11 protein-coding genes and 1 pseudogene are annotated in these 13,248 nt (G+C 67.0%); 4 read left to right on the top strand and 8 right to left on the bottom strand.

The features are described from left to right. Positions 1–12: 12 nt before the first annotated feature. From J2X45_RS19755 to J2X45_RS19735, 5 genes are all read right to left on the bottom strand, one after another. On the bottom strand, positions 13–771 hold the full coding sequence (locus tag J2X45_RS19755; RefSeq protein ID WP_310218327.1) for a hypothetical protein: 759 nt from the start codon (positions 769–771) through the stop codon (positions 13–15). A gap of 233 nt (positions 772–1,004) precedes the next feature. Then, complete coding sequence (locus J2X45_RS19750; protein WP_096054036.1) at positions 1,005–1,361, bottom strand: hypothetical protein; 357 nt, start codon at positions 1,359–1,361, stop codon at positions 1,005–1,007. After that, entirely contained in the window at positions 1,358–2,617 is a 1,260-nt protein-coding gene (locus J2X45_RS19745; protein WP_310218325.1) for a TolC family protein, read from the bottom strand. Before J2X45_RS19745 ends, J2X45_RS19750 begins: the two co-directional genes overlap by 4 nt. Beyond that, the gene (locus J2X45_RS19740) at positions 2,614–5,700 is read right to left on the bottom strand and encodes an efflux RND transporter permease subunit (protein WP_310218323.1); all 3,087 of its coding nucleotides are present in this window, start codon (positions 5,698–5,700) and stop codon (positions 2,614–2,616) included. Before J2X45_RS19740 ends, J2X45_RS19745 begins: the two co-directional genes overlap by 4 nt. A gap of 1 nt (position 5,701) precedes the next feature. Next, positions 5,702–6,739, bottom strand: a complete 1,038-nt coding sequence (locus tag J2X45_RS19735; protein WP_310218321.1) for an efflux RND transporter periplasmic adaptor subunit — start codon at positions 6,737–6,739, stop codon at positions 5,702–5,704. A gap of 147 nt (positions 6,740–6,886) precedes the next feature. Here J2X45_RS19735 and J2X45_RS19730 point away from each other — a divergent pair, with 147 nt between their 5' ends. After that, positions 6,887–7,540, top strand: coding sequence for a response regulator transcription factor (locus J2X45_RS19730; RefSeq protein ID WP_310218369.1), 654 nt, complete (start codon positions 6,887–6,889; stop codon positions 7,538–7,540). Beyond that, positions 7,540–8,895, top strand: a complete 1,356-nt coding sequence (locus J2X45_RS19725) for a HAMP domain-containing sensor histidine kinase (protein WP_310218320.1) — start codon at positions 7,540–7,542, stop codon at positions 8,893–8,895. The genes J2X45_RS19730 and J2X45_RS19725 overlap by 1 nt, the downstream gene beginning before the upstream one ends. Positions 8,896–9,191: 296 nt before the next feature. On the opposite strand, the pseudogene J2X45_RS19720 reads toward J2X45_RS19725, so the two are convergent. Both J2X45_RS19720 and J2X45_RS19715 read right to left on the bottom strand, forming a co-directional pair. Then, a pseudogene (locus J2X45_RS19720) lies at positions 9,192–9,581 on the bottom strand (alpha/beta fold hydrolase); the annotation flags it as partial. 51 nt (positions 9,582–9,632) lie between these two features. Further along, positions 9,633–10,037 (bottom strand): helix-turn-helix transcriptional regulator, encoded by a 405-nt coding sequence (locus J2X45_RS19715; protein ID WP_310218317.1) that lies wholly within the window; start codon positions 10,035–10,037, stop codon positions 9,633–9,635. 107 nt (positions 10,038–10,144) lie between these two features. On the opposite strand from J2X45_RS19715, the gene J2X45_RS19710 reads away from it, so the two are divergent. Both J2X45_RS19710 and J2X45_RS19705 read left to right on the top strand, forming a co-directional pair. Beyond that, a complete protein-coding gene (locus J2X45_RS19710) occupies positions 10,145–11,020 on the top strand; it encodes an endonuclease/exonuclease/phosphatase family protein (protein WP_310218314.1) in 876 nt (291 codons plus the stop codon). After that, positions 11,017–11,913, top strand: a complete 897-nt coding sequence (locus J2X45_RS19705) for a 3'-5' exonuclease (RefSeq protein ID WP_310218313.1) — start codon at positions 11,017–11,019, stop codon at positions 11,911–11,913. The genes J2X45_RS19710 and J2X45_RS19705 overlap by 4 nt, the downstream gene beginning before the upstream one ends. Positions 11,914–12,286: 373 nt before the next feature. Here J2X45_RS19705 and J2X45_RS19700 read toward each other — a convergent pair whose 3' ends face one another. After that, positions 12,287–12,760, bottom strand: coding sequence for a GatB/YqeY domain-containing protein (locus tag J2X45_RS19700; RefSeq protein WP_310218310.1), 474 nt, complete (start codon positions 12,758–12,760; stop codon positions 12,287–12,289). Positions 12,761–13,248 lie beyond the last annotated feature (488 nt).

Raw genomic sequence — 13,248 nt, 5'->3', positions numbered from 1 at the left:
CGATCACGGTCCTCAGGTCAGAGCGAGATATCCAGGTTCGATCTGGCCGACCACGCCTGCTAGGTTCACAACACCGTAACCCTCAGCGACCTCCGTCCATCGGCTATCGCCGTTGCCATCGGCGTAGACCGTCCATTCCGAGCGTCCATCGTCCCACTCGGTCTTGACGACGAAGTCGCCGACCCGCGCGTAGCTCTCATCACGCTCGATCGCTTCGAACTTCAGCTGGCCGTTCTCCTTGATTTCCGCCACCGAGGTCACCGCGCCATCGGCGCTAAAGGTGAAGACATACTGGTCAGAATCTGATCCGCGCCCGATCCCATCATAATCGTCGTGATCCATTGAGCTGTCGTCGTCCCGACCCGGGCCGTGCCAAGCGTCGGCCGAGAAGTCGTTCTCGCTATCATCATCGTGGCCATCCTCCTCCCAGGCGCCGGAGGGGGCGCTCTGCGGTTGGGCGGTTTGGACTGAAGACTTCAGCAGGGTCGCCAAGCCAGGCAGATCGGGCGCTCCATAGCCCGAGGCCAGCTTGGCCCACAGGCCATCGCGGTCGCTGTCGGCATAGGCGGTCCACTCCGTGGATCCGCGTTCGGTCTCGAGCTTGACGACCAAATCGCCATTGCGATTGTAGGTCTCATTCCGGTCGATCCGTTCGTAGGAAAGCCGACCATCACCATCGAGCTCGGCGACGGACGTGACCTTGCCTGACGCGTCAAAGGTGAAAACGTACTTTTCTTGGCTCGATTGAGCGCTGTTGTGATTTCCCGACATTTGAGCTGCCTTCCCATTATGCGAGTTATGTTGCCCCTCCCTGTTAGCACTCGCACCTGAAATGAACCTGAACTGCCCGTGTATAGGTCAATTTTTTACTTGGTGAATATTTTTCTATATTTTGTTTACCGAGTACAGTGACCCGTTTTGAGTAACGCCTCTATGGTTGTGCGATCGCCGCGCTTCCCGTGCGGTCTCTCGAAGCGCGGGCGAGGTTAGTTGTTGGTTCGCCGCTAGGGGCGATCGAGACGCCACCGCACGGCCTGAGGCGGGATCTCCGACGGCAAGTCGATCTTCAGAACCCGGCATTCATGCGTCCGGCCAGGGGCGAAGGTGGGCGTCGCCACAACACCCCTCCAAATCGTCGCGCCTGAGGCGTCTTCAGCCGTCACGGCGAGACGACGGAGCGACGCGCCAGGGGCTCGGCGGCACATCCATCCGCGTAGCGCCGGGGGATTGTCGGGACGTGGATCGAGGTGGACCGACTTTAGAACGAACGCACGGCTGCCGATCTCACCGATCACCACGTCGGGCCGTGGTTTTGCCTGTGAAAGCGCCAGGGCGAGCGCGAGGCTGATCATGGCCGTCATTGCGACACCTCTTCTTCCGAAAGCCAAAGTTCATGGGCGTCCAGGGCTAGTCTCAGCAGTGCGCCCTGGGCGGCGGCGCGGGCCAAGACCTCAGCCCGGCGCGCGTCAAACAGCTGGCGACGCGCCGCAAGCAGGTCCGTCAGGTCCCGCTCGCCGAGCGCGTAGGCGCGCTGTACGCGATCGGTGGCCTGAGCGGCGGCGGCGGCGGATTCGCGGCTGCGCGCCCAGGCGGCGAGCCCCGATCGGGCCTTGGCCACGTCATTGCGTCCCTCTGCCTCGACATTGCGCGCCGCCATGCGATAGCGCGCCTCGGCGGCTGAGGCCGATGCGGCCTGCCGTTCGGCGCTCGCCGAGCGTCCGGCGACGCCGAATGGAATGCTGACGGTGATACCTGCGCCCGTCTCGGCGCCGCCGCGCTCGTTGAAAACGCGCAGGGCGAGGGTCGGGTCGGGACGTTGGTCAAGCTTGGCGCGTCGGGCCAGAGCGCCGTCGCGCTCGGCCAGCGCCTTGGCGATGGTGATTTCGTGGCTCCGCGCGACGACCAGGGGGATCCAGTCGTCCAGGGCGCGGGTTGGCGTCACGGGCTCGGACAAGCTCGGCGCCTGGGCTGGGGTCAGGCCTGGGTAGAGCATGTCGAGCGCCGAGCGCGCCGCCTCGGCGCGTCCTTGGGTTTCGGCCAAGGTCGCATGGGCGCGAGCCAGCGCCGCCTGCGCCAGTTCTAAATCAAGCGCGGCGGCGTCCTTTAGTTCGACCCGCCGCCGCAGGGCCGCGACCTCTTTGTGCTCGACAGCGATCTCGTCGCGATCGACCGCCGCGCGGGCCTCGGCCTCCAGCCATTCGACCCAAAGACCAGCCAGGCGCAGGGAGGCTTGGTGGCGCGCGTCATCCACGCTGTCGCGCGCCGCCAGCGCGCCCGCGGCGCCCGCTGTGATATCGAGGTTACGCTTGCCCGGCGAGCGCAGGGGGCGACTGGCCTGCACGGACCATTCGGCGAAGTCGCCTTCGCCCCGAACCCGGCGCCGATCGCTGGAGAGACCGATGGTTGTCTCATAGGGGCCGGCCGCCAGACCGCGCTGCTCGGCCTCGGCGCCGCGCTGAAGGGCTCGCGCCTCGGCCAGCTCGGGGGAACCCTCCAACGCCGAGAGAATGTGAGCGTCGCTCGGCAGGAAGTCTGGCCGTGTCCAGCCGGTGTCCGCAGCGTTAGCGGCTGAGGCTAGGACGAGGCCGGCCGCAGCGGCGAGAAGAAGGGTCTTCACGATGAAGCCTCCAGGACCGCGGCGCCAGGCTCAACGCCAAAGCGGCGATAGAGGATGGGCAGCAGGATCAGGGTGAGCAGAGTCGAGGTTACGAGACCGCCGACCACGACGATGGCGAGCGGGCGCTGAATCTCGGAGCCGGGACCGGTGGCGGTCAGCAGTGGAACTAGGCCCAGCGCCGTGATGCTGGCGGTCATCAGCACCGGCCGCAGCCGGCGACGGGCCCCTTCGGTCACGGCCGTGGCGACGTCGCGGCCGCGCTGCACCAGCTCGTTGAAGTGCGAGACGAGAACCAGGCCGTTGAGCACCGCGATGCCCAGCAGGGCGATCAGGCCGACCGAGGCGGGGACCGACAGGTATTCGCCCGAGATCCAAAGCGCCACGAGACCGCCGATCATGGCGAACGGGATGTTGGCCAGGATCAGCAGCGATTGGCGCGTGGATTTTAGGCTGATGAACAGGACCAGGAAGATCAGGGCCAGCGCCATCGGCACCACCACGCCCAGACGCGCGGCGGCGCGCTTCTGGTTCTCGAACTGTCCGCCCCACGCGATGCGATAGCCGGGCGGCAGCGGAACCTCGCGCGCGACATTGTCCTGGGCTTCCTTGACAAAGCCCACGAGGTCACGGCCCTGGACATAGGCCTGGATCACGGCGAAGCGGGAAGCGTTCTCGCGGTCGATCTTGACCGGCCCTTCGCGGCGCTGAATGCGGGCCACGTCGCCGGCGCGCACGAGGCCGCCATCAGGCGTGGCGATCTGAGCCTGTTCGAACATAACGGGATCCTCGCGAAGGTCTTGCGGCCCCCGGACCAGGATCGGCGTGCGCTTACCCTGTTCGAAGACGACGCCGGCCGGCGCGCCTTCCAGCTGGGCGCGGAGCTCCTGCTGCAGGGCCTGTGCCGAAAGGCCGGCCCGCACAGCGGCGGCGCGATCGACGTCCAGCTGCAGATAGGTCACGCTGTCGCCGGCGACGGTATAGACGTCGGAGGCGCCGCGCGTTTTCTTGAGGGTCTCTTCGATCCGACCGGCCAGATCGCCCAGGGTCCGGAGGTCGGGGCCGAACACCTTGACGGCCAGGTCGCCGCGGCTGCCGGTCAGCATCTCCGAGACCCGCATCTCGATCGGTTGGGTGAAGGTGGCCTCAACCCCGGGGAACTGAGCGGCGACCTTGCGGATCTCCTCGGTCAGCCAGGCCTTGTCCTTTCGGCGCCAGTCCTTGCGGTCGGCCAGCACCAGGAAGCTGTCGGTCTCGTTCAGGCCCATGGGGTCAAGGCCAAGCTCGTCGGAGCCGACCCGGGCGACGATCCGCTTCACTTCGGGCACTTGCGCCAGGATCGCGCGCTGCACGGCCATGTCCTGTCTGGCGCTGGCGTCGAGATTGATCGAGGGCAGCTTGGCCAGCTGCATCAGGATCGCGCCCTCGTCCATCGTCGGCATGAAGCTCTTGCCGATCAGCACATAGGCGATCGCCGCCAGCACCATGCCGCCGCCCGCCGCCGCGAACACGGGCTTGGGACGAGCCAGGGCGCGGGCGAGCTGTTGTTCATAGAACGGTCCGATCCTGCGCATGATCCAGGACTCTTTGTGCGGATGGGCCTTCAGCAGCAGAGAGGCCAGGACCGGGATCACGGTGAACGACAGCAGCAGGGACGAGCCCAGGGCGAAGACGATGGTCAGGGCCACCGGCGCGAACAGCTTGCCCTCCAGGCCCTGCAGGCTGAGCAGGGGCAGGAACACCAGGCAGATGATCAAGACGCCCGACGTCACCGGCGCGGCCACCTCGGCGACGGCTTCATAGATCGCGTGCAGGCGACGGGAGCCGGTGAGGCTCGGGTTGTCGAGGCGCTCGACGGTGTTCTCCACCACGACGACGGCGGCGTCGACCAGCATGCCGATGGCGATGGCCAGTCCGCCCAGACTCATGAGGTTCGCCGATAGGCCGAAGGTCTGCATCAGCAGGAAGGTGGTCAGCGCGGCCAGAGGCAGGGTCACCGCCACAACGGTCGCGGCGCGCAGATCGCCCAGGAACAGCAGCAGCAGGATGACTACCAGGATGGTGGCTTCCACCAGGGCCTTGTTGACCGTTCCCGTCGCGCGCTGGATCAGGTCGGAGCGGTTGTAGAACGGGCTCACCGTCACGCCCTTGGGCAGGGACGGCTGAAGCTCCTGGAGCCGCGCCTCAACCGATCGGACGACCGCCTTGGCGTCGGCGCCGCGCAGGGCGATGACAATCGCTTGGACGGCCTCTTCCCGGCCGTTCTCGGTGACCGCGCCATAGCGGGTCAGGGCGCCTTCGCGGACCTTCGCCAAGTCGCCCAGGCGTGCGACACCGCCTCCGGGCAAGGCGATGGCGGTGTCGCGCAGGTCGTCCAGGCTGGTGATGGCGCCCGCCACGCGCACGACCAGGGCCTCTTCACCCTCACTAAGACGGCCCGAGCCATCGTTGCGGTTCGAGGCGGGGATAGCGTCGATGATCGCCTGGGCGGTCAGGCCTGAGGCCGCCAGGGCGGTAGGATCAGGGGAGACCTCGAACGTCTTGGCTCTGCCGCCCAGGACGTTGACGTCAGCCACACCGGGCAAGCCGCGAAGGGCGGGGCGGACGGTCCAATCGAGCAGGGTGCGCTTCTGCTCCAGCGTCAGGCCCTCGCCCTCAAGCGTGAACATGAAGACGTCGGACAAGGGCGTGGAGATGGGCGACAGACCGCCGCTGACGCCGTCCGGCAGAGCGCCCAGGGCGTTTGAAAGCCGCTCGGCGGTCTGCTGGCGCGCCCAATAGACGTCCGTGCCTGGCGCAAAATCAATGGTCAGGTCGGCGATGGCGTACTTGGCCGTCGAGCGCAGCATGGCCTGCTTGGGAATGCCCAGCAGCTCCATCTCCAGCGGCGTGATGACCTGACTCTCGACCTCCTCGGGGGTCATTCCGGGGGCCTTGAGAATGATCTTCACCTGGGTCGGTGAGATGTCGGGAAAGGCGTCGACGGGCAGTTTCAGGAACGCGTTGGCGCCCAGACCGACCAGGGCGATGGCCAGCACGGCGGCCAGCAGGCGCTGCGAGAGCGCGAAGGCGATGAGCTTGCGCATCCTAGTGGCCCAGCGCCGACTTCAGCTGCGCTGCGCCAGAGGCCGCCACACGCGCGCCGGGGAAAAGGCCGGTGACGACCGCTTCGGCGCCCGCCGCGCCCACCACGGTCACCGATCGCGCCTCATATCCGGCGGCGGTCTTGACGAACACGCGCGCGCCGGCGCTGTCCTGGGCCAGGGCGCTGCGTGGAATGGCTTGAGCGCCGGTCGGGGCGGGGCTCAGAACTGTCACCGTGACGGTCTGGCCGGGCGCAATCCCGACGGCGGTGTCGAGTTCGGCGCGCAGGGGCAGCGACCGGGTCTTGGGGTCTATGCTGGCGCCCAGCGCCACGATGCGTCCGGCGATGTCGCCGACCTGGACCCGATAGCCGACCTTCAGCTTTCGCGCGATCTCAGGTGACACCCGCGCTTCGACCCACAGGCGATCGGCGCGGTCCAGGGTGACGGCGGGGGCCATGGCCTCTAGGCCGCCGCCAGGCTGGGCGGTGACGGCCGCGACGCGACCCGCGATCGGGGCGCGCAGGACATATTCACCGCTCGTCCCGCCGGCGCCGGAGAGTAGTCGGCGACGCTCGTTGACCATGGCGCGAGCCTGGGCGAGGCGGGCCTGGGCCTCCTCGGCGCGGGCGCCGGCGATCACCCCCTCATTGGCCAGCTGCTGCAGGCGGCGCGCGGCGGCCTCGGCCACGCGCAGCTCGGCCTGGCTCTGGACGAGCTCGGACGACACCGTTAGCGCCTCGCGGCTGAACAAGGTCACCAAAGGCGCGCCGGCCCTGACCGATTGGCCCTCCAGCACGTGGATCCGCGTCACCGTGCCGGCGAACGGGGCGGCGACCACTCGCCGGTCGTTGAGGGGGGGCGTGATCGCGCCGGGCAGCGCCGCCAGGGGGGCGCCCGAGGCGGGCTTGGCGGTGGCCAGGACGATGCCCATGGCCTTCTCCTGAGCCGCGCTCAACGCCATCGGACCCGCAGCTAAGGCGGAGGTGCTCAAAAGGCAGGTCGCGAGCGCGGCGGCGATCAGGGGACGGGCGGGGGGCATGGGCGTCTCGCAAGGCTTGATCCCGCCCAGATGCGCCGCCAGCCTGAAGCCTGTCTGAAGCGAAGCTGAAACGAACCTGAAAGCGCCGTGTCAGGTTCTTTTCAGGCGGTGCTGCTATGATGAGGTGTTAATCAGAGGAGACCCGCCATTCGCATCCTGCTCGTCGAAGATGATCCGGAGATCGCCCGTCGCCTGGCTGCGGCGCTGGCGGAAGCCAGCTTTGTCGTCGAGCAGGCCGAAGATGGCGAGACGGCCTTGTTCCTGGGGCGGACCAACGACTTCGACGCCGTGGTGCTGGATCTTGGCCTGCCGCGCCTTTCGGGCCTGGATGTTTTGAAACAATGGCGCCGCGAAGGACGCGATATGCCGGTGCTGGTGCTGACAGCGCGGGACGCCTGGACCGACCGTGTGGATGGCCTGAACGCCGGGGCCGACGACTATCTGGGTAAGCCCTTCCAGAACGCAGAGGTCGTGGCGCGGCTGCGGGCTCTGACGCGCCGCTCGGCGGGCCGCTCCTCGTCTGTCATGCGCCGCGGCGATATTGTGCTCGATCCCGAGGCCGGCACCGTCCAGCGCGGCGACGACGCTATCGAGCTGACCGCCCGTGAGCTGAAGGTCCTGGCCTATCTGATGCACCGCGCCGGCCGGGTGGTCTCTCAGGGTGAGCTCATCGACCATGTCTACAGCCTGGATGAGACGCGAGAATCGAACACTATCGAGGTCTATGTCGCCCGCCTGCGCAAGAAGTTGGGCAAGGACGCCATCCGCACGATCCGGGGCCTGGGATACAAGTTCGCCTGATGCGCCGGCTCTGGACCAGTTTCCGCACCCGCCTGATTGTTGGCGCCGCAATCTGGATCATTGTCGGCCTCACGGTCAGTGGCGTCCTGCTGTCAGAGCTGTTCAGGGCTCACGTGACCCAACAGTTCGACGACGAACTCCACGGCCATGCCGCCGAACTGGCGGCGCTCCTCGACATTGGGCCAGACGGCAAGCTCTCCTTGCACCGGCGCCTCAGCGATCCGCGTTTCCTGCCCAAGGACTCGGGCTTCTACTGGCGCGTGGAAGCCTCCGGCGGTCAGGCGATCACCTCGCCCTCCTTGGCGGGGCGAGACCTGGCGTTGCCCGATCCGCCGCCCGCGCTTGGCGTCGAGCGGCATGTCTTCATCGACGGCCCCTCCGGACAGCTTCGATTAGTGGAACGTTCGGTGGCCAATCCGCAGGGCCCGCCCTTGCGCCTCGCCATGGGCGTGGAGCAGCGTCTTCTCGATGAGGTTCTGGGACGCTTCAACTGGACGCTCTTCCTCTCGTTGGCCATCGTCGCGACTGGTCTGATTGGGGCGGCGATGCTTCAGGTCTGGTTTGGCTTGCGGCCGCTCACGCGGATGCGTCATGCGCTGTCGGCTGTCCGCTTGGGCAAGGCGAGCCGCTTGCCTGACGATCTTCCCAGTGAAGTGCGCCCCCTGGCGATCGACCTCAATGCTCTGCTGGAGGGGAACCTTGAGATGCTACGCCGCGCCCGCACCCAGGCCGGCAACCTCGCCCATGCGCTCAAGACGCCGCTCGCCGTGCTGACAGACGAAGCAGGGCGGCTGCGCGCCGCTGGGCAAAACGACGCCGCCGACGTCATTGAGCTGCAATGCGAGCGGATGCGACGCCAGATCGACTACCAGCTCGCAAGAGCCCGCGCGGTGGCGTTGAAACGCTCGCCAGGCATCGCTGCTGATCTGCGCTCGAGTCTGGACCCTGTCGTCACGGCGCTTTCACGCCTCTATGGGCGCCGGGACGTGGCGTTCAGCGTGACCTACCAAGACCAGCCGATGGTCGCGCTCGACGCTCAGGACCTCAACGAGATTGTCGGCAACGTCCTCGACAACGCGGGAAAATGGGCGAGGTCGAAAATAGAGGTCCTGGTTCGGCGTCGGGGCGAATTTGCCGAGATCGTCATCGACGATGACGGACCCGGCCTGCCGTCAGAAGCCTACGAGCATGTCTTTGGCCTTGGCGAACGGCTCGATGAGCGAACGCCTGGCCATGGGTTGGGGCTAGCGATCGTCCGAGACCTGGTGGAGCTCTACGAAGGAAGCGTGGCGCTGGACGTCGCGCCGGCCGGTGGGTTGCGGGTGATCCTCACCTTTCCGGCGATCACGGAGTAGCCGACGGCCTTGCGCAGCAAGATGGTGGGCTAGCGCTCGACGAGCGCTGAGCAGATGCGCGTATGTGAAGGTTTCGGTCCGGAAGGCGGCGCGACGTCAGTTCATGATGGCGTCTTACGGGCGGTCTGCTTCAGCACGCGGTTCGCGGGTCGGCGGGGATCTTTAGCCCGCCAGAGAGCACGCTTGGGGGGGATAAGCCCGTGCCGGGAACTTGAGGAACCTGCGCCACTCGTGCGAGGCTTGGCCTCGCCCGTGGGCTTGCTTCGGTTAGGGCGTGGCGGTGGTCCCCAAGGTCCCTACGCCTTGAAGAAGGCCAGGAGGTCCTTGTTGATGATCTCCGGGTGGGTGGTCGCCATGCCTTGGGGCAGGGCCGGGTAGGTCTTCAGCACGCCCTTCTTGACCAGCTTGATGGCCAGGTGAGCGCTGTCGGCGATCGGGACGATCTGGTCGTCCTCGCCGTGCATGATCAGGACCGGGATATCGACCGCCTTGAGATCGTCGGTGAAGTCGGTTTCCGAGAAGGCCTTGATGCAGTCGTCGTGGGCCTTGGCGCCGCCCATCATCCCCTGGCGCCACCAGTTGTCGATCTGGCCCTGGCTGACCTTGGCGCCGGGACGGTTGAAGCCGAAGGGCGGGCCTTCGGGGATGTCGCGGAAGAACTAGGCGCGGTTGGCCAGCAGGGCCGCGCCCAGAGTCAATCGGTCTTGGGCCAGGGTTGGGGATTGAGGCGAGGGCGGCTAGCCCTGAACGGGCGCGGCTTGGCCGGGAGCCATGCTTTCGGCGAGCTCGGTCAGCGCCCGCTGCTGGCGCGGCTCAAGCTTGGTGAACACACCGGCCAGACGCGTGGCGTAGGGCGTGGCGAAGAACGCCGCGAAATGCTCGGCGAAGCCATCGCCGGGATCGGTCTCAAGACCCTCAAAGAGGGCGCCGGGCGGGATCTGCAGAAGGCGGGTCGCTTCGAAGAGCTTGGAGGCCGAGATGCGGTTCATCCCGCGCTCGTACTTCTGGATCTGCTGAAAACTGACGCCGAGCGACTCTCCCAGGGCCTCCTGCGATATCCCCGCCGCAAGGCGATAGGCGCGGATCAGCTTGCCGACATGAAGGTCGGTGGGGTGCGGCGTGGTCACTGGCGCATCGCTCATGGCGCTGGACCTTAGATGCTCAATCCCAGATAGCAAGAACGGCGAGGCGAGGCTGGCCAGACTCGCGCCTGTTGGACTAGGACGGGGGCGATGAGATGGAGATGATGATGTTGCAGCGTATGACCGCCCTGGCCTTGGCCCTGTCACTTAGCGCCTGCGCGGCGGGCCCGACCAAGGCCGCCGAGCCGCTGCGGATCGCCACCTGGAACCTGGAGCATCTGGCGCAAGACGGAGCCCAGGGCTGCCGACCGCGCAGCGAGGCCGACTACGCCTTGCTCAGGAGCTATGCTGATCGTCTCAACGCCGATGTCGTCGCCTTCCAGGAGGTGGAGTCGATCAAGGCCGCCGCGCGCGTCTTTGATCCGTCCCGGTATCAACTGGTGATCGAAGAGCGCCCTGCCGGCGACCGCTTCCCCTGCCGGGGTCAGGAGGGGCGCAGCCTGACGCGCCAAGCTGTCGGGTTCGCCATTCGCAAGGGGATCGCCTTCGAGCGGACCCGGGACCTCACCGATCTGCAGTTGGGCGATCCCAACCTGCGCTCAGGCGTCGATGTGACGATCCGCGCCCCGGGCCGCGCGCCGCTGCGCCTGCTGGCCGTGCACCTGAAGTCGGGCTGCGCCTCGGGCGACAAGGCCGAAGCCTGCGCGACCTTGATGCGTCAGGTTCCGATCCTGGAGGCATGGATCGATGCGCGCGCCAGGGAGGCGACGCGCTTTGCGGTCCTGGGCGACTTCAACCGCCGTCTGGCGCGTAGCGGTGATGTCATCTGGGCCGAGATTGACGACGCCGATCCGGCCAACGCTGATCTGTCGCTGGCCGAAGGCGGGGTTGGACCCAAGTGCGATCCGCGCTTTTCGGAGTTCATCGATCATGTTGTGCTCGACGCGCGCGCCAGCCGTGACCTCGCAGGATTTGAAGAGCTGACCTATGCTAGCGACGAGCGGCCGTCTGATCACTGCCCGGTTGTCGCGACACTGAAGTGACGCCGGCGCCCGACGATTTTGAGGCGATGGCTAAGGCCCTCGAGGCCAGCGGCCGCTATCGTGTGCTGCGCAAGCTGGACGCGCCGCGCTTTGAGATGAGACCCGCCGTCGGCCAGGTCCGCCAGGGTGTCATCCTCGACCTGGAAACCACCGGGCTTGATCCCAAGGTCGACGAGATCATCGAGATCGGCATGGTTCCGTTCACCTATGACGTCGGCGGCCAGATCGTCTCGGTCGGAGAGCCGTTCTCGCGGCTGCGCCAGCCGTCCAAGCCGATCCCCGCTGAAATCACCAAGGTCACCGGCATCACCGATGCGATGGTGGAAGGCGAGGTCATCGATCCGGCGGAGGTCGAGGCGTTCATCGCCGAGGCCGCTTTGATCATCGCCCATAACGCCAGCTTTGATCGGCGCTTCGCCGAACGGTTCTGTCCAGGCTTTGCGAGCAAGCCGTGGGCGTGCTCATTCAGCCAGATCGACTGGCGGGCGGCGGGGCATGAGAGCGGGAAGCTTGCCTTCCTCGCCGCATCGTACGGCTTTTTCCACGATGGCCATCGCGCCCATCATGACTGCCTGGCGACCCTGGAGATCCTGGCTGCGCCACTCGCGGGATCAAGCGGCAGCGGACTGCAGGCGCTCTTGATCGCCGCTCGAAAGCCTACGGTGCGTGTCTTCGCGGAGAATTCGCCGTTTGAGCTGAAAGACGTCTTGAAGGCGCGCGGCTATCGCTGGAACGGCGAGGCGGGGCCCTCGCCTAGAGCCTGGTGGATCGATGTCGAGGAGGCGGATCTGGCCGCCGAGCTCGACTATCTGCAAACGCAGATCTATCGCGGCGAAGTCCACCTGCCGACCCGCAAGATCAGTGCCTTCGAGCGGTTTTCCGAGCGGGTCTAGGCGCCGATCAGGTCAGCCTGGCTCCGGGCCGCTTTTCTGTGGATCGCCGCAGCCTGAGTTTTCGGTGAGCGTGCGGCGGTCGCGCTCGGTCCCGCGGCGTTCGCCGCTCCCTCGGGCGCGCCCCTGACGGGCGGCGCGCAAGAAGGTTGCGCGCCGCCGCCGCACGCTCGACGCCGCTTCCCGACCGCGCCGGGCGCGGTCTCCTGGCAGGCTTCATGGTCATGAGCGCCCGCTTTGCGGGCGCGTGGGCCAAGCCTTGACGGGCTGGCCGGGGCGCGCCTTGTCGCGCTGTGAGCCTTGTCGCGGGCGAGGCCCTGATCGCCGTGAGGCGCGGCGTGTTCGCCTGCGGGTCTGGAGCGATCGTCCTTTAGACCTAATCCCTGGCCAGGGCGCTGGCCGCCTTGCCATCATACTGACCCGCGAAGTTGGCCTTCAGGTGGGCCATGATCATGCCGACATTGGCGCCCGGGGTGTCGGCCCGAAACGCATCAATGACCTCGCGCAGCTGCGCCGGGCTCATCTGCTTTGGGCCATAGGCGGACAGGACCGCCAGCTCGGCTTCCGCCGCCGTGATCCGCTCGTCCACCTTTGACGCATCGCCACCGGTTTGAAGGCGGCGCGCGCGTTCGGTCGCGAGATTTTCCAGCGTCTGTTTCGTGCTCTTCACGAACTTGGCGAGGGTCGCAGCGACCTTGTCGTCGGTGACCTCCGTCACGCCGCGCTTGAACTCTTCGGTCGTGATCTGAGCCGCTTCGCCGATCAGTGTGGTCAGAAGGTCCGCCTTGAGACGGGCGTTGGCTTTACGCGCCGCCAGTTGGTCAGCCTTGAGCTCGTCGAGCAACGCCATCTCGTCGTCCTTTCGCGTTTAGCCAAGGTCATGTACCCATCATCGTGGCGATGCTAGGCCGTCAAAGTCCAGGGGCGAGGCGCTTTGGCGCAGACCCCTGGAGCCTCATCATCACTGATACGGCGATCGCGCGGCGCGCGCGATGACTTTGCGGGTTTGGGTTCATTGAGGACGGGGCGGGGCCGCGCGTTCCGGGCCCGCCTCAGAGTGCCGTTGGGTGACCGGAAAGCCCAAAAGCCGATCTGGGATCAATGACCGGTGCGGGCGGTGAGCGGCGTTCGCGAGCGATCTATGCCGCAACGGGGCGTTCGGCCCCCTCTGGTCATGGCGCGGATCGCGGCGTTTGGCGGCGAGGGGCGGGCCTTGGGTCTGTTGTGGGCAAAGCCTTCTCTCCGAACCGGGTGTTTGGTGAGCGTGCGGCGGTCGCGCTCGGTCCCGCGGCGTTCGCCGCTCCCTCGGGCGCGCCCCTGACGGGCGGCGCGCAAGGA

This window comes from Caulobacter sp. BE264, assembly GCF_031457805.1.
Lineage (GTDB): Bacteria > Pseudomonadota > Alphaproteobacteria > Caulobacterales > Caulobacteraceae > Caulobacter.
This window is presented reverse-complemented; position numbering and strand designations above follow the sequence as displayed.